Annotated in this window: 18 protein-coding genes; 10 read left to right on the top strand and 8 right to left on the bottom strand. The window is 61.8% G+C overall.

Going from position 1 to position 15,126, the window contains the following annotated elements; genetic code table 11:
• On the top strand, nucleotides 1-2,715 hold the full coding sequence (locus Q0U08_RS04610) for a hypothetical protein (RefSeq protein ID WP_298090036.1): 2,715 nt from the start codon (nucleotides 1-3) through the stop codon (nucleotides 2,713-2,715).
• A 934-nt stretch (nucleotides 2,716-3,649) separates the two neighbouring features.
• On the opposite strand, the gene Q0U08_RS04615 is transcribed toward Q0U08_RS04610, so the two are convergent.
• Nucleotides 3,650-4,000: a DUF6771 family protein gene (locus tag Q0U08_RS04615; RefSeq protein WP_298090037.1), complete on the bottom strand. Its 351-nt coding sequence runs from the start codon at nucleotides 3,998-4,000 to the stop codon at nucleotides 3,650-3,652.
• Nucleotides 4,001-4,058: 58 nt separating this feature from the next.
• On the opposite strand from Q0U08_RS04615, the gene Q0U08_RS04620 reads away from it, so the two are divergent.
• Nucleotides 4,059-4,211 carry an excalibur calcium-binding domain-containing protein gene (locus Q0U08_RS04620; protein WP_298090038.1) on the top strand — a complete coding sequence of 51 codons (153 nt, stop codon included), beginning with the start codon at nucleotides 4,059-4,061 and terminating at the stop codon, nucleotides 4,209-4,211.
• A gap of 509 nt (nucleotides 4,212-4,720) precedes the next feature.
• On the opposite strand, the gene mobV is transcribed toward Q0U08_RS04620, so the two are convergent.
• On the bottom strand, nucleotides 4,721-5,710 hold the full coding sequence (gene mobV, locus Q0U08_RS04625) for a MobV family relaxase (protein ID WP_298090039.1): 990 nt from the start codon (nucleotides 5,708-5,710) through the stop codon (nucleotides 4,721-4,723).
• A gap of 181 nt (nucleotides 5,711-5,891) precedes the next feature.
• Nucleotides 5,892-6,125, bottom strand: coding sequence for a helix-turn-helix transcriptional regulator (locus Q0U08_RS04630; protein WP_298090040.1), 234 nt, complete (start codon nucleotides 6,123-6,125; stop codon nucleotides 5,892-5,894).
• A gap of 138 nt (nucleotides 6,126-6,263) precedes the next feature.
• Between Q0U08_RS04630 and Q0U08_RS04635 the strand changes: the two genes are divergently transcribed.
• The 7 genes from Q0U08_RS04635 to Q0U08_RS04665 all read left to right on the top strand — a co-directional run bounded on the left by Q0U08_RS04635 (nucleotide 6,264) and on the right by Q0U08_RS04665 (nucleotide 8,977).
• Nucleotides 6,264-6,641 (top strand): hypothetical protein, encoded by a 378-nt coding sequence (locus tag Q0U08_RS04635; RefSeq protein ID WP_298090041.1) that lies wholly within the window; start codon nucleotides 6,264-6,266, stop codon nucleotides 6,639-6,641.
• Nucleotides 6,642-6,644: 3 nt separating this feature from the next.
• On the top strand, nucleotides 6,645-7,103 hold the full coding sequence (locus tag Q0U08_RS04640; protein ID WP_298090043.1) for a S24/S26 family peptidase: 459 nt from the start codon (nucleotides 6,645-6,647) through the stop codon (nucleotides 7,101-7,103).
• A complete protein-coding gene (locus Q0U08_RS04645; RefSeq protein WP_298090044.1) occupies nucleotides 7,100-7,489 on the top strand; it encodes a hypothetical protein in 390 nt (129 codons plus the stop codon). Before Q0U08_RS04640 ends, Q0U08_RS04645 begins: the two co-directional genes overlap by 4 nt.
• On the top strand, nucleotides 7,486-7,863 hold the full coding sequence (locus Q0U08_RS04650; RefSeq protein ID WP_298090045.1) for a hypothetical protein: 378 nt from the start codon (nucleotides 7,486-7,488) through the stop codon (nucleotides 7,861-7,863). Before Q0U08_RS04645 ends, Q0U08_RS04650 begins: the two co-directional genes overlap by 4 nt.
• Before the next feature lies 1 nt (nucleotide 7,864).
• The gene (locus Q0U08_RS04655; RefSeq protein ID WP_298090046.1) at nucleotides 7,865-8,122 is read left to right on the top strand and encodes a hypothetical protein; all 258 of its coding nucleotides are present in this window, start codon (nucleotides 7,865-7,867) and stop codon (nucleotides 8,120-8,122) included.
• Nucleotides 8,122-8,394 (top strand): hypothetical protein, encoded by a 273-nt coding sequence (locus tag Q0U08_RS04660; protein ID WP_298090047.1) that lies wholly within the window; start codon nucleotides 8,122-8,124, stop codon nucleotides 8,392-8,394. Before Q0U08_RS04655 ends, Q0U08_RS04660 begins: the two co-directional genes overlap by 1 nt.
• Nucleotides 8,395-8,521: 127 nt before the next feature.
• Nucleotides 8,522-8,977 (top strand): hypothetical protein, encoded by a 456-nt coding sequence (locus Q0U08_RS04665; protein WP_298090048.1) that lies wholly within the window; start codon nucleotides 8,522-8,524, stop codon nucleotides 8,975-8,977.
• A gap of 15 nt (nucleotides 8,978-8,992) precedes the next feature.
• Here the strand turns inward: Q0U08_RS04665 and Q0U08_RS04670 are convergent, their stop codons facing one another.
• The gene (locus Q0U08_RS04670; RefSeq protein ID WP_298090050.1) at nucleotides 8,993-9,364 is read right to left on the bottom strand and encodes a response regulator; all 372 of its coding nucleotides are present in this window, start codon (nucleotides 9,362-9,364) and stop codon (nucleotides 8,993-8,995) included.
• Nucleotides 9,357-11,843, bottom strand: coding sequence for a PAS domain-containing protein (locus tag Q0U08_RS04675; RefSeq protein WP_298090052.1), 2,487 nt, complete (start codon nucleotides 11,841-11,843; stop codon nucleotides 9,357-9,359). The genes Q0U08_RS04670 and Q0U08_RS04675 overlap by 8 nt, the downstream gene beginning before the upstream one ends.
• Nucleotides 11,844-11,934: 91 nt before the next feature.
• Between Q0U08_RS04675 and Q0U08_RS04680 the strand changes: the two genes are divergently transcribed.
• On the top strand, nucleotides 11,935-12,297 hold the full coding sequence (locus tag Q0U08_RS04680; RefSeq protein WP_298090053.1) for a hypothetical protein: 363 nt from the start codon (nucleotides 11,935-11,937) through the stop codon (nucleotides 12,295-12,297).
• Nucleotides 12,298-12,387: 90 nt separating this feature from the next.
• On the opposite strand, the gene Q0U08_RS04685 is transcribed toward Q0U08_RS04680, so the two are convergent.
• From Q0U08_RS04685 to Q0U08_RS04695, 3 genes are all read right to left on the bottom strand, one after another.
• The gene (locus Q0U08_RS04685; protein ID WP_298090054.1) at nucleotides 12,388-12,804 is read right to left on the bottom strand and encodes a hypothetical protein; all 417 of its coding nucleotides are present in this window, start codon (nucleotides 12,802-12,804) and stop codon (nucleotides 12,388-12,390) included.
• 34 nt (nucleotides 12,805-12,838) lie between these two features.
• On the bottom strand, nucleotides 12,839-13,291 hold the full coding sequence (locus Q0U08_RS04690; RefSeq protein WP_298090055.1) for a hypothetical protein: 453 nt from the start codon (nucleotides 13,289-13,291) through the stop codon (nucleotides 12,839-12,841).
• A 1,103-nt stretch (nucleotides 13,292-14,394) separates the two neighbouring features.
• On the bottom strand, nucleotides 14,395-15,045 hold the full coding sequence (locus Q0U08_RS04695) for an SOS response-associated peptidase family protein (RefSeq protein WP_298090057.1): 651 nt from the start codon (nucleotides 15,043-15,045) through the stop codon (nucleotides 14,395-14,397).
• Nucleotides 15,046-15,126 lie beyond the last annotated feature (81 nt).

Here is a 15,126-nt window from a genome sequence, read left to right on the forward strand (position 1 = left end):
ATGCCGCAGCAGCCCGTCACCAATCCCCGCGTCGTCAAGCTGATCGAGTTGGAGGCCGCTGGGCGCATCAAGCCCGAGCATCAATCCGAACTGGACAGCTACCGCAACCGCGGTCTTGCGCCTGCATCGAAGCAGCCCACCGTTGAACAGGGCAAGGCGGGCACGTTCTACCACAGGGCGACCGGAGCCAACGCGGACTTCCAGGCGACGAACAACGGCGAAGGTGAAGGCCCCCGCGGCATGACGCGCCAGTGGCTCCATGACACCTTCCCCAATCTCGAAAACACTTGGTTCAATGATGCCGATCGCCAGAAGGCTGATGCTGCCCAGCGTGACTTCATCGCGGCGACCCTGCGTTACGAGTCGGGTGCTGCCGTCCCGCCGAGCGAGTTTTCGAACCAGTATAAGACCTTCTTTCCTATGCCGGGCGACGGGCCCGAGGTCATCGCACAGAAGCGCCAGCAGCGAGAGCGGGCGATCGAAGGCCTGAAGGTCAGCGCGGGTCCCGCCGCCGTCGCGCTCGATCGTCAGTACGGCCGGGCCTTTGAGCCGCTGAGCGCAGACAACGTCACGGATTATGCGCTGGGCCTCCGCGACAGGAGGCCGGGGCCCCCGGAGAAGCAGGCAGACGGGACGATCGCGGTTCGCATGCCCGATGGCACGCTGAACACCTACCCCGATCAGGCTGCCTATGAGCATGGCATGGCTGAGGATCAGCTTGCCGCGGCCTTCGGTGGAGACCGAAACAGCGAGGGCTTTCGCACCGCATATCGTGCCCGTTTCGGCGAGGAGGCGCCCGCGTTCGTGGATTTGGCGGACGGTGAACGCCCCAAGCCGATCGACGCAGGTGACGGTGCGTTTGGTGCCTTCTCACGTGGTGCTGGTGATGCCGCCACCTTTGGAACGCTCGACGAACTTGGGGGCGTCGCTGACACGGTTATGGGAGGCGGCGGCAGCGGTGGGTTCATGGACCGCCTCGGCCGCAACATCATGCACAACCGCGCAATCATGGAGGGCGACGAGGAGAACCACCCCTATGCGCGCTTCGGCGGCCAGCTTGCCGGTGGCCTCGCTATCCCGCTTGGTGCCGGCGCACGGACGCCATCTGCCCTGGCGAGGGTGGGTGCACTGAGCGGCGGCGCATACGGCTTCGGCTCCGGCGAAGGCGGCGTATTGGAACGTACCCCTAACGCACTGGCTGGCGGCGTTCTGGGCGCTGCTGGCGGCTATGCCTTCGGCAAGGCAGCCCCTGTCGTAGCGAACGCACTCGGGCGTGTCCGGCCTGCTCCTTCAGCAACACGGGCGGAAGCGAACGCCCTCGCAGAAGCTGGTACCCGTCAAGACGTGCCGATGACCGCCGCCGATCTGCGGCCCGGCGCTCGCAACGCGCTGGCTTATTTGGAAGCATCCCCCGGTGGGGCGGGCCCCGTGCAGGACGCGCTGCGGGCTGGCAACGAGGCGCTGGAGAACGCAGTAACGCGCGTTGGCGGCGGCACTGCGCAGAGCCCCGAGGTGCTGGGGGGTACGATTCAGGACGCCGGCCGCCGGATGATCGACCGTACCCGGCAGATCAAGAACGACCTATACGCCGATGCTGAACGGCTGGCGCCAACGACCAATGTTCGGTCACAGGCAGCGTTGGATGCCATCGATCGCAACATCGCCGAACTGTCGGAGACGCCTAACGCGAACCGGGCGCTGCTCGGCCTGATGCAGGACATGCGCAACGATCTGGTCGTGCCGGACAGCAGCACCGGGCGGTATACCCCCCGCAGCCTATCCATCGCCTCTATCCGCAACATGCGAACCGCGATGCGCGGCGAGATCGGGTCGCGGAACCTGACGATGACTGATGCCGAACGCCGCGTCAGCGAGGTCATCAACGCTGCGTCCGCGGACATCACGGATGCCCTGAACCGTGCCGACCCGCGCGCCGCCGCCGCCTATCGTCGTGCAGATCGCTATTACGCGCAGCGCCAGCAGTACATCCGCGATGTGGTCCAGCATTATACGGGCCCTCGTGATCGTCCATATTCCGGCGAGCAGACGTATCAGCGGGTCATGGCCCTAGCTGGCGAACGTGGCGACCGCGAGCGCCTAGCTGGCGTCATGCGCGGCCTAAGCCCAGATGAGCGCGCCGATGTCGCATCCACGGTGGCAGGCAATCTGGGCCGGCGCACTGTCGATGATGACTTCTCCCCGGCCCGTTTCGTTACCCAGGCGCAGAAGATGCCGGCGGGGGCGCGGGAAGCTGTGTTCGGACGCGAGGGGGCCGACGCGATCAATGATCTAATCCGCATCGCCACGGCCAAGCGGGACGCAGGGAATAGCCTTAACCGGTCGCGATCGGGCCAAGTCGCGAACTATGACCGCTTCCTGACCGGCACGTTGAGCCTGCTGGGAGCCGGCGGTGGCTACGCCGCTGGTGGTGTCGGGGGAGCCGCCGCTGGTGCCGCCGCCGCCGCTGGCGCCAAGTTCGCAGCGATGAACCTGTCCGCGCGGCTGCTGACCAACCAGCGCTTCGTAAAATGGTTGGGACGCGCGCCCAATCAGACGACGCCTGCCCAAATCACAGCGCACGTCAGCCGGTTGGGCAACATCGCTATCCGTGAACCTGCTCTCCGAGGTGAACTGTCACGAATTCAACAGCTACTAACCACCGACGTAGGGCGCGCACGCGCCGAGGACGGCAACGAACGCCGTGATCAGCCATAGGCCAGCACGGCGCCACCGTTTCGTCGGGCTGAACTTATAGACGGCGGCGCCTGCCGCGATGATGGGCCATAGTTGCACGGGTCATATATAGTTGTGCCGGGCTCTATGCAGAGTGCATTCTGCGGCGGGATTGATCGTGCGCATCCCGGGGGGAAGTATGCGAGTTGTTGTAGCCATAGCAGCAGGTCTGGCGCTTAGCGGCTGTACGGCGTCCTCAAATGGTGCGGAGTCCACCCTTTACCGCAACTCCAGCTTGAACAGGGCTATTCGCGTGCACTTCGCAACGTTTGACGCCGAGTCCCGGCCTGAGCCCAATAGGCAGAATTGCGAGATGGCGGCACGGCTGCTGAATGCGAATATCAACCGCTTGAACGACGATCGCCCTACCGGCGTTGGCTTCTGGTGTGAGGACGGGCTTTACGCAGAAGACGGACCTGTGCCTGCCGACTTCAGCGCCGCCTTTCCCACAGATACAGAATGACGAGCTGCGTTTTCAAGCTGCCCAGTCGGTAATGGCACCCATTGGCTGGCTAAGGGTGCCGTTCCCCTGTTTTGGCGTTCAACGTCGTGCTGTTGAACGCCTTACAGATTAGGCGGCGCGGTCATCGGCTTGAAAACTGCGCCAACGGCGCACCGGCTTCACCCCCTCAGCCGACGGTGAAGCCGTTTCCACTCATCGTCCGATTCACCCCAACGCGGGAATGTCGGCGCCTTTGGCGTGGGTGAGATCATGGCGGGTCGGCCGCCACATTGCGAGCATCGCAACCAACGCGGGAGGACTTCGAGCGCCGTCGGCTTTCTGTGGAGGAAACACCAGCGCGCAAACCGTTCACGATGGACAACACCAACTCGCCCACAGCTACGGCAGTGACAGGCGAGATTGGCGTCGTGGCGGCAGAAGTCGGCCAGCTTCGCGAATGTGGCTCGTCCCACTTCACAGGGGTAGACGAAGCTGATTGTGGTCGATGATCGGCGTCGGGTTGATCCGTTCGCAGATCGTCATGGCCAATTCCTTAGCCGCCTGTTCGCGGATGTGTTCGGTTGGGGCAGTCAGACCAACGCGTGCCCATCCTGCCGAGGTGAGCAGCGCATCGGTGATCTGGCTCGGGTCGATGCTGTTCATGCTCGAAGTAGAACAAATCAAGAACGATTCGGCAAGGGGTTGTTTACGGATGCCGCGGTAGCTCGGACCCGATGGGAGGCCGGGCGATATGGGATTGTTGAAGGTGTTGGCGGGTGCGGCGATAGCGGGCGTGATCGTCGGAGGCGGATCAATCGCGGTCACGCCATCTGGGCGCCAAGCGATACTTCAAAGCGCCAATCAAGCCGGGGTAGCGCTGGGAATGCGGCGTGCACGATTGCCGCAACCCGGTGACCATTGGCGCGGCTGTGATGATGCTCGCGCGGCCGGTACTGCGCCGATCTATGATGGCGAGCCAGGATATAGCTGGCGCATGGATGGCGATGGAGATGGGGTGGCCTGCGAGAATTACTAACTCGTGGCCTAATCTGAATGGCCGGGTTTGGGTGGTTAGCGGACATTCCTCCTCGACCTCTTAAACCCCTCCCAACGCGATATGGCGAGGATCACGAGTGCTACCGCAACGAGGAACGTCGCTGTCGCGCCATAGATTATGAGCACGAGGATCGGCGCGTCGGACCTATGAAATACGATGGCCACTGCAAACCCGACGAAGCTCAATGCTATGAGGGAGACGATCCAAACCCACAATCGCTTCATCGTTGCGCCCCTACGATCATAGCTCATGATGCCTTACGCCGCGAATGTCCGAAAGTGGGCGTTTGCAGCCGGACAAATCTCCGTCGCAAACGTCGCGATCAGATGATCATCGCCCGCGGTCTGCAAGATGCGCCCCCATCTGCCCCAACAACACCATCTCGTCGTCAAAGCCAACCTAGCTAATCGCACTCGCCATGCCGCGCGAGGCCATCAGCGTACCTAGCAGGAACATCCATACCGGCACGCTGATGTCTTCTCCACTAGCTAGAACGAAGGCGGCGAAATTGATGCCGCTTGCCGCGACGCGATGATGCTAGGGGCCGCACGCTCGTGCAACTGCCGCTGTAAGGCCCCCTCCCGCTCCGCCACCGCCGCCTCACGGGCCTGCAAGGCTTCCAAACTGCGCTTCAATCGGCCTTCGCGGACTAGCAACCCTTCATAGTCGATCTCACGCCGCTTGAGTTCCTCCATCATGGAGGTGACCGCCCCCCGTGCCGCCGCCGCCTCACGCCCCTTCTCGTCCACCGCACACCAGCCGTCTCGCAGGCGGATCAAGCAGGCGGCAAGCTCCTCCTCCTGTGCTTTGACCTGCGCTTCCCTGAGCCTGATCGCCTCGCGTTCGGCTTCGATGTCCGAAAGGATCACCGAGTAGGGCACATGCTTGCGCTCGCTGCCTTCCTTGCCGCGCGACAGGCCGAACGGCGCCATCGCCTTACCGTAGTCGGTCTGGAGCTGATGCAGTTCGTCGCGCGCGGTCAGCACCTGGTTATCGAGGCCCCAGCGTGGGGCTTTGTCTCGACGACGGCCGTCGACTGCGTGCTTCAGCGGGACGGCGACGAGGTGGATGTGCGGGGTGTGTTCGTCCTGATGCAGGACCATCGAGGCGATCCGATGAGCCCCATACCGGTTGGTGACAAAATCAACCTGTGCACGCTTCCACATGTCGAAACGTGCACGCTGCTCGTTCGGACCTCCCATGTAGAAGAATTCGCGGCTCGCGGTGATGATCGCTTCATGCGCAATGACCCCGCCCTCGCGGATACCGCCGGGATCAATTCCGTGATCCACCAGACGCTGACGGACCTCCTTCGTGATCTTGGGAGATCCGATCAGGAACTCGGGCGGCGGCGCACCCTCCAGTCCATGGGCAATAGGCTTTGTCCGTCCATTGTGAATTTCGACGCTGGTCATCCGATCCCACGTCTTGATAGGCCCGTGTTCGGCATCCCAGGTGAAGATTGCGTACATCTTCATGGCTCAGTCCTCCTGAGCCGAATTGTCGACGATCGTCAAAGCGACCTCAACAATTATCAACGACGGAGCCGGGGATTTCAGCATCCGAAAATCCCTAGGATTTCTGTGCATTTCCCTAGCCTAGTAGGGAGAAGTGGATTGCGAGGTTATTTGAAAGGAGGAAAAACGAAGAACGCTGGCATCACGCCAGCCGAACTCCGGCGCCCCCTTTAGGCGATGATTGCCCCTCAACCAGAAACCGGATGCCCGCGACCTCCAAACACGCTTTGACGCGCTCCACGCTTGCGTCTTGAACCGACTGCCCGCTTTCAAATCGCTTAACGGTCGCGATGCCAATCCCACCAGCATCAGCGACCTGTTGCGCGCTCCATCCAAGTAGGGCGCGAGCGGCCCGGCACTGATCCGGCGTTATCATACTGATACCATTAGCATCAAAAAGTGCTTGTGCACTAGTCCTCGCACTGATGCTTGTGGTATCACCAAGCGGCCAGACGAGGAGATTGAGCCCTCCAAGTCCGGCCTGACCGCAACCGATCTATTTGGGAGATCGACCATGGCTACTGCCGCGCATACCATCCTCACGCCTGCCGTCCAGACGGCGGACTGCATCACCGTCCCCCAACCCGCGAACGACACTGCGCCCTGCTGGACCACCGATCGCCGCGCTCGCGCCATTCTCGCCAGCATGGCGACGCAGCCGCCGGCCGGTCAGTGGAACTGCACTCGCTACGGCTATGACCGGGAAGAGTTTTGGTCCTTCGTCGGCTTCCGGGTGGAATGCCTGGAGGCGATCCGCTCGGCCTATGGTCACGCCGCGCTGCTGCACATGGATCACACCGGCGAGGGCGAGGCGTTCCATGCCTTCTGCCGCTCCGTCACTGTCACCGCTGCGGTCGACGCGATCATCGCCGCCGCCGGTCAGGAGGGCTGATCCATGTGCAGCACTCCTCAGCAGCCCGGCTTGCGCTCATTCATCATCTACGACGATCTGCCGGCCGGCTGCATCGCTTTTCAGGTGCCGGACGATTCGTCAGCACCGCACCTGCATGCCGGCGAATTCGTGGTGATCGACCCTGCGGATCGCGACCCCGCTGAAGGCGAGCTGTTCGCCATCACATGGAAGTCGAATATCCAGCAAGACTGGCAGATCGTGCAGATGGACCTGCGCGAAGGACGCTACGGCCGCAACGGCATGATGCGCAACGACACGATGTGGTTCGTCGGCGCACCGGCTCCGCAAGCCATGATGTCGCTGGCCGGGCGCCCCGTCGGCCCCGCCCTGCGCAGGTGCAGTGGTCCCTACGATGACGACTATCTGCGCGACATCGCGCACGGCCGCATCATTGGCCTGTTCCAGTCGCCATATCCCCAACTCACGGAGGTGGTGCGATGACCGCCGAAACCACCCGCCGCGCGATCCTTGGGGGCGCCGGCCTCGCTGCTGTTGCGCTGGCCGTGCCCGCCCTCGCGTCCGCCTCCTCGACATCGCCTGTGGATAGCCCTGCGTTCAAGGCCGCGCTCGACCGCGCCGATGCTGCCCGCGACCACTTTAACGCGACGGCATCCGACCTTGAGGACCGCGACCCGGGCGGCTTCGAATGCTTGATGCAGGATCTGTGCGACGCGACCGCCGCCGGGGATGCTGCGACCCCTACGAACTGGCAGGAGTTCACGCGCCTGCTCGGGCACATGTCGGAAGGCGGTCAAAGCACCATCGACGACGACAATGCTGCACGGCTGCTCAGCCATGCGCGCCGTCTCTCCGGCTGGGAGGCGTGACCATGGGTTCCGCTAACAACAGTCACGCCGCACTTGCTGCGACCACTGTCGGCATGATTGCACCGGATCGATCGGCGTGGGCCACTGCCCAGGCCAGCCTTGCGCAGGCGCTCGCCGCCGACCGCGATCTCGATGCTCAGCATACGGCAGCGCAAAGGGACGGCACCGTCACGCCTGAACTGGAACAGGCTTGGTCCGACAGCGCAGACGCTCTGGGGAGCGCCGAATGGGCCCTATTCGAAACCGAGGCCCCGGACATCTCGGCGGTCGGCTGGAAGATCGCCATGCTGAGCAACCACGGGCTGCTTCAGGAAGATTTTGCCGAGCGGCTCCGCGCCGACATCAACCGCATCACGAACACGGGAGGGCGCTGACATGGCCAGCGTTTTTACCAACGATCCGCTCAAAGCCCATAAACCCGCTCCATCCTTCTGCCCCACCGCCTGGCTCCACAACCTTGTTCAGATCGGCGGCGGCTATGCTCTGGCATCCGGCCGCAAGCTGTGGCTGGTGGTGCAGGACTGCCCGGCGGACGAGCTGACGCCGCTGATGGCGCAGATCGTCGGACACCCGGATCGCGCGGAGGCGGTGCGAATGACCATCGAGCGCCGTCAGAACGGGGAGCCATGCTGATGGGCCACACCGCCATCACGCCGCCGCCGGCTCCGACGAAAGCTATGCCGTGGCGCCGATCGCGCCGCCGGGCATGGCATCGCATGGACCGGTTGGCATCGCCGCACGCGATCCTTGCCGCGATCCCCTCGCTGCCCCGCGCCGAGCTGTCACGGCTCACCCACCGGATGATCGACCGCATGGATGAGATCGACGGCGATCCTGATGCAGAGCCGCTGCTGGACGACGACGAGGACAGCCACGACCGCGAACAGGAGGAAGCGCACCATTAACCCGTTACCCGTTCAGCCGGCACGTCCCCGGCCGATCAAGCACCAGCCCGCCGTTCGTGATCGTCGAGCGGCGGGCTCTCCGCGTGTTCACCGCTTCAAGGACAGCCTCGCCCTGTCGGAGCGGTTCGTGGACGCGGACTGGTGGGAGCCGCTGTACAAGCGCGCGTTCCCTACCCTCGCCTCTGCGGTGGCCGTGCGCGAGGATGGATGGGCACAGCGCGGCGGGATCGATCGGCTGCTGACGCTATCCTGCGGGCGGACCTACACCGTCGACGAGAAAGTTCGCATGCACGATTGGCCCGACGTGCTGCTGGAACGCTGGTCCGACGAGCAGCGCCGTATCCCGGGCTGGATCCAGAAGCCGCTGGCTGCGGACTTCATTGCCTATGCCTTCGTCCCCGCCGGCATGTGCCTGTTGCTGCCTGTGGTGCCGTTGCAGCGCGCTTGGCGGCAGCATGGGCGGCGGTGGATTGCGCTCTACGGGACCCGAACGGCGCAGAACCCCGGCTATGTGTCCGTCGGGGTGCCTGTGCCGCGGCCGGTGCTGATGCAGGCGATTGTGGAAGCCATGTTCGTCAGCTGACGATCGATCGGACCGTCACCGTCGGATCGCGTTGCCGATAGCCTGCGTCACACGTTTCATGTCGGTCGGCTTCTCGCATCGTTCTATGTGCGCGAAACGCTTCGGCACGGCGGCTTCATCGTAGCCCGTGGTGAAAACGAACGGAATGCCACGCGTCAGCAGCAGATCCGCGGCTGCAAGGGCCAATTCGCCATGCAAGTTTATGTCGAGGATGACGGCGTCGATCTGGCCGTCGACCTCGATTGCAGTGATGGCATCGTCCAGCGTTCCGACCGGCCCCAGCACTGCTGCTCCAGCGTCTTCAAGCTCGTTGGCCATGTCGCTCGCCAGCAGGTACTCATCCTCCACAACGAGCACGCGACGGCCGATCAGCGCTTCATCAAGCATGATCGCTTCCTGTCGATGAGGTTGTCGAGACCGGTATCGAGATGGTGCAATGGACGCCGTCGTCTTCCAGAGCGTAGCTAGTCTCGGCGCTCAGCTGATATGGCAGGGCTTTCTCTATCAACTCGCGACCGTGCCCGCCTCCGCTCGGCCGCGAGCCCGCAACCCGCATATTTACGCCGGACTCCCGCCAATCGATATGTAGCCGAGGCTCGTGGGAACCTTCATCGTTCGCCAAGCGCCATGTCACGATCAACTGCCCGCTTTCCTGGCCTAACGCGCCATATTTGACGGCGTTGGTGGCGAGCTCGTGCAGCGCCATCGCGAGAGTTTGCACGGTTGAGGACCGAAGGCGTACTCCTTTTGGTCCTTCTAGTCGCACCCGATCGGTCGCCCCGCCCATGGCCGCTAATTCGGTTTCGATTAGCTTGTCGAACGCAACCCGATCGTGATCGTTCAGCCGCGATAACAATCCCTGCACGCGTGAAAGAGCTTCCAGCCGGTCACGGAACCGGGCTCGGAAGTCGGAGAGATCAACACTGGTTCGTGCGGTTTTATCCGATACGGATCGCACCACGCCCATCAGATTGCGCGTTCGGTGCTGGAGTTCGGCGATCAGCACCTGCTGCCGATTTTCCCATTCGCGGCGTTCGGTCGTCTCAATCATCGCGCCGATCATTCGCACCGCTTGACCCTTATCGTCATAGAAGAACCGGCCGCGGCCCGAAAGCCAATGAACGGAATTGTCTGGATGCACGACCCTGAACTCGTGCGAGAACTCCTCGTGCCGGTCCATCGCCTGTTGAAGCGCGGCTTCGGCATCCGGCCTGTCATCCGGATGGATACGAGCCGACCACGTTTCATAGCTGGGTGTAACCTCATCGACCGCGTAGCCCTCCATGCGGAAGTGCTCGTCTGACCAGTGGATCTCGCCTGAGACCACATCCCAGTCCCACAAACCCAGCCTGCCGACTTCCGTTGCGCTGCGTAGGCGTTCCTCGTTCGCCGCCAACGCCTGCTGCACCCTGCGACCTTCCGTTACGTCTTCCCCGATTTTGATCAACTCGCGGATCACACCATCCACGTTGATCAGAGGCTGGGTAGAGCCGTTGATGAAGATGCGTGTGCCGTCCTTACGCATGTGCCACCGGATATTCGGAGCATAGCCGTCGCGAACGGCTGTCTGCCGTTCTTTCTCAGGGGCGCCGTTTGCAACGTCCTCCGGCACGAACGTCAGGTCCATCGACTTTCCAACCATCTCTGCTTCTGACCAGCCGAAGACGGCCGCTGCGCCGGCTGGCCAAGAAGTGATGGTCCCGTCCCGATCGGTGGTAAAGATGGCGTAGCTACGCACGCTTTCGACGATCAGGCGGTGCCGCTCTTCACTCTCTCGCAGAGCCGCTTCAGCGCGGGCGCGCACTACCTCCGCCCATAGTCGCTCCGCGACATCGCGAACGAGCGCGACCTCCTCGTCTGTCCAGCGGCGTGCATCCTGTTGGTGGACGCTGAGGTTTACTCGCAGCTTCCCGCCGACATGTAGCGGAACACTGAGCAGTGCCCCTACACCCACGCTTGCGATCGCTGCGAATGCTGGCTGATCGACTAGGCCGTCTATATCATCAATCCGCACCGTTCGGCCGGCCCGAAGATCGGCTAACACTGGCCCCTCATGATCCTTCAATTGCATAACTGATGGAAACGAAGGCGTTCCATCTGCTAACCAGCCGTCGAAGACATCGGCAATGCCTTTTACCTCGTCGAACTCCGCGAACAGCACTCGCGTCGCGCTCAGCCGCTCGCCCAGATGCCGAGCCGCAACTTTGATCTTAGCGTCGGCGCCTTCTTGTGCCCGCAGGGCATCGCCCAGTGCGAGCAGGAAGGAATGAGCCTCCTCGCGGACTGCGATCCCGGCGCGCGCCTGTTCCCGTTCCGCCGCGACCCGAAAACGATCAATGACGGGGCCCAGCACCATAGAATAGGTCTTTAGGAACTCGATACTTTCATCGTCAAACTCGCGGGGTTCACGCGCGTCCACCTGCAACACCCCCCAGGCCCTGCGCCCCGGCAGCAGGATCGGCACATTCACCAACGCGACGACGCCGTGCTCAAGCAGGAAGGGCGGGAAGTCGAATCGCTCCTCACATTCGATGTTGTTGGTGATGACCGGCTCTATCTTCTCGATCGCGTAAGCCTCGGATGAACGCTCCTTCAGGCCGATGCGTTCGTAACCGACAATCCCTGGCTGCCACCCGACTCCGGCGCGGACCACGGCCTGGTCGTTCTCGCGCTCAATCTCCAAAATCTTCGCGAGATCCGCGTCCAACGCCTCTGCAACGAGACGGCAACCTTCCTTGAGGATCTCGTCCAAATTCTCATGATCCAGCACGAAGTCGCCGAAGTCGGCCAGCACCCGCTGGCGCTGCCGCATTTGTTGCACATCCGGCACAATTAAACTCCCGCGTCTCGGCTGCATGAAGCGCATGGCTACAGCCAGAGAAGGCCAAAACGCGTTGGCGTAGGTTAAGGTGCTCAGGTGCGGTCGCGCTTATGGAATTTGGTACTGGGAGGCGCGTATGTCCAACCACTCGGTCAGCGGCCGCCGCGTATTGGTGGTCGAGGACGACTATTTCCTCGCGATGGACCTATCGTCCATGCTGAAGGACCGCGGTGCCGAGGTTCTCGGCCCGGTCGCCAATGTTGCGGACGCGCTAACTTGTGTCCGTGACGGGTTAGACGCCGCTGTGCTGGATTTTCGGCTTGGGGAAGAAACATCGCGTCCAATTGCGGAGGAACTGACGCGCGGCGGCATACCTTATATCTATCTAACGGGTTCTCCCCCTGAAGTCGGCACCAGCCATGGTGCCGCTGCTGTCTGCGCCAAGCCTGCCGCCGATCGCGAGGTATTGGACGCGCTACTGGAGGTTCTGAAAGACTGAGGATGCTTTATCCTCAACCTGCGCGCCGTGACTGGCGTGTTGATGCAGGCGATCGTTGAGGCGATGTTCGTGTCTTAGCCGTGACCTCAATCAGTGAGAGTTATTGCGGTCCAGCTTTCGAAAGGTTCTTACGACCTTTATGAAACCCAAAAACGAATAGAAAGAAAGTGAAACCCATCCCGCCAGAAAGATGGTCAAATAACCACCCGAAGTCGGCTTTGGATTCACAACGGTTAAAGCGAACGCGACCAGCGCGACCAGCAAAGTTACCCAAGTAATTCGGAGCATGTATCTTTTAAACTGATTAAATGCCGCCGTCCTTGCTACAGCCCTCACGAATGCTTCCGATTTTGGGACGATAAACGTGTATATGGCAAAAAGGAAACCAGCTTGGATTGACGCCCAGCTAAATACACCGCCATACAAACCTGAGGCACTCCATCCATCTACAGCTGCAAAGCGCCGAGCTATCGTTGGCGCCCATGCCATGAGCACGGCGAAAGCCACGGCGGCGCTTGCCGGTTCGAGCCATGAGCGAAAGCTACTGAGACGCGGCAACCTGACCATAAACCGCCCTGATATAGTCGAGCTCGTCATTGATGCAGCGCCTTGCGAAGTCGACCCGTGCGTTTCTGGCGACCGCCGGATCGTTCGTGGGAAGGTCCAAAATCTCCGTTCTTCGTAGCAGATCCTTGATGAAGTTGAAGGGGTCGGGTGTCTCGTTTGTCTCGGCTATTATGCTCTGAATTCCTCCGAACCGCTCGCGAAAGCCGAGCCACCGCCGCACCGTTTCTCCGACCCTCACCTTGTCTAATCCGCCGTCAGCGCCTCGGTTCGACAATGTGATTTCGACAATGGGGGCATCAAACAGAGCTCCCATTTCTTCAATGGCGCGCTCAAAATCGGTTGATGTTTCACGGAATGCCGCAAATTGTGCTACCTTTGCGACGCGAACTTTGAGCCTAATTGGCGTTTCCTCCTCAAACTTCTCCAAGGCATCTCTCTTTAGAACCGGGAAGTATGCAAAGGATTTTCCTGAGGCGAATGCCGCAGCATACCGACATAGTCGGCCAACGGACAATTTCTGATCATATTGCATAGCAATAATCTTCGAGGTGGGATCGTAGCAAAACGCTGTATGATGCCCTAGTCGCTCGATGGGCAAGGGATCCGTCGAGTTTTCGGTGGGATGACTTGGGAGGTTTTCAGTTGAACTCTAGTAAAATCACCTGTCAATATACCAGATGCGGCATTTAGATCTTCTAACCGCATACAAACGCCATCGCCGACATCGATTTCTCGATCAGTCAAGCGACGACCCATTGCTGATGCGAAAGCGTCCTCCAACGAGAGACCGGACGTACCGACAGCTTCTAACTGATAGAATCGAATCGTTACCCTGCGATCCATAGCACCTCCCTAACCCGCAGTTGCTAAACGGATTCTTGCAATAGCGTCAAACACTCGCAGCTGCGTGAAGGCACTTGCGTTGGTGCTGCCGATTAATATGCGGCAAGGTTTATCCCTTATTTCAACTGGGTAAATGTTTGGGCAGAGCCTGTTATAGGATCAGCGAGTCGTCTGCCGCCGACTGCGGCTCACCTCTGACCAGCGAGCCAAATTGAGCTCTTGCTGATCCTTTGCCCGCGCCGCTACCATGTTCCCGATTCGTTCACAGGCAGTCGGGCATGCGTATCAGTCGCGACCATCTCACCTTCAAGGCGCTGGTCGCGCTGTATGAAGTGGCACAACAGGGATACCAAGGGCTGGTGCCGCAGACGCGCAGCCTCCGGTTCCTGCTTGCCTACCTTCACAGCGTGGGCCGCGACGATCGGTCCTTCATCGACCAGTTCTGGCAGACCTGCCAAGCCACGCCCCCTGGGCCGCAGCCCGGCTATCAGCGGGGCACCTACCTCAACACGTGCTGGCAGGCGATCGCACGCAGCGCAGGCGTGACACTCCACATGGAGTTTATGGAGCGGATCCAGTCAGGCGGGCGGATCGAGGCCGACCGGCGCCGGGAGGCGAGCGAGGCGCTCGCCGCGTCGATCCGCTATGTCCGCTTGCAGGATGAAGAGGCAAAGAATCTGAAGCGGGTCAATTACTGGCGGCCCGCGGTGAAGCCGCGCTACGCGTCGGAAACACCGGCCCCCTCACCTCCATCCGATCAGCCGGATATGGCCGCTGAAGATCCAGCACGTCCTGACAGCTGCCCGTCAGCCAGCGGTCCTGATCCTCGGGTGCCAGAATAGTGATCATCGCCTTGGGGTGGATCGGCGCCACCAGCTCGTTCGGATCGCACGTCACCATCGCGAAGTAGCGGGTGCCGGCGATCTCACGCCAGAAGCCGGCGATGGCCATGATCGGCTGATCGGTGACCTTGAACCACATCTCGCCTTTCACGGGCGGCCCGTCGCCCACCTTGTGCTTGTCCGGCGTCCACTCGCAAAATTCGCTCAGCGGGATGAGGCAGCGGTTCTCCGGCTGCTCGGCCAGCGCGCGCCATTGCGGCAGCCTCAGGTTGCGCACGTTCGTCATGGGCCACGGTGCCTGCCCTGCCGTTACATCCCATGCCATCACGTCGAGTCCACGCTTGGCACCCTCCGCCCGCACGACATAGGCGCGCGACTTGGGGTATAGCTCGCGGGGATTGAAGCGATTGTCCCGCGGCCGTTCGGCAAGCCAGTCCGCCGAAAACGACTCCAGCAGCGTCTCCGGCTCGCCTGCCATTCTTGCCCGATTGCACATCGGCTTCGTTAATCCACGCCAATCCCGCAGGCCGAACGATCCGTGATCGCCTTCAGGTTCCGTGAAGAGATGCAGTGGGAG

Origin of the sequence: uncultured Sphingomonas sp., from assembly GCF_946477935.1 — a bacterium.
Classification (GTDB): domain Bacteria; phylum Pseudomonadota; class Alphaproteobacteria; order Sphingomonadales; family Sphingomonadaceae; genus Sphingomonas.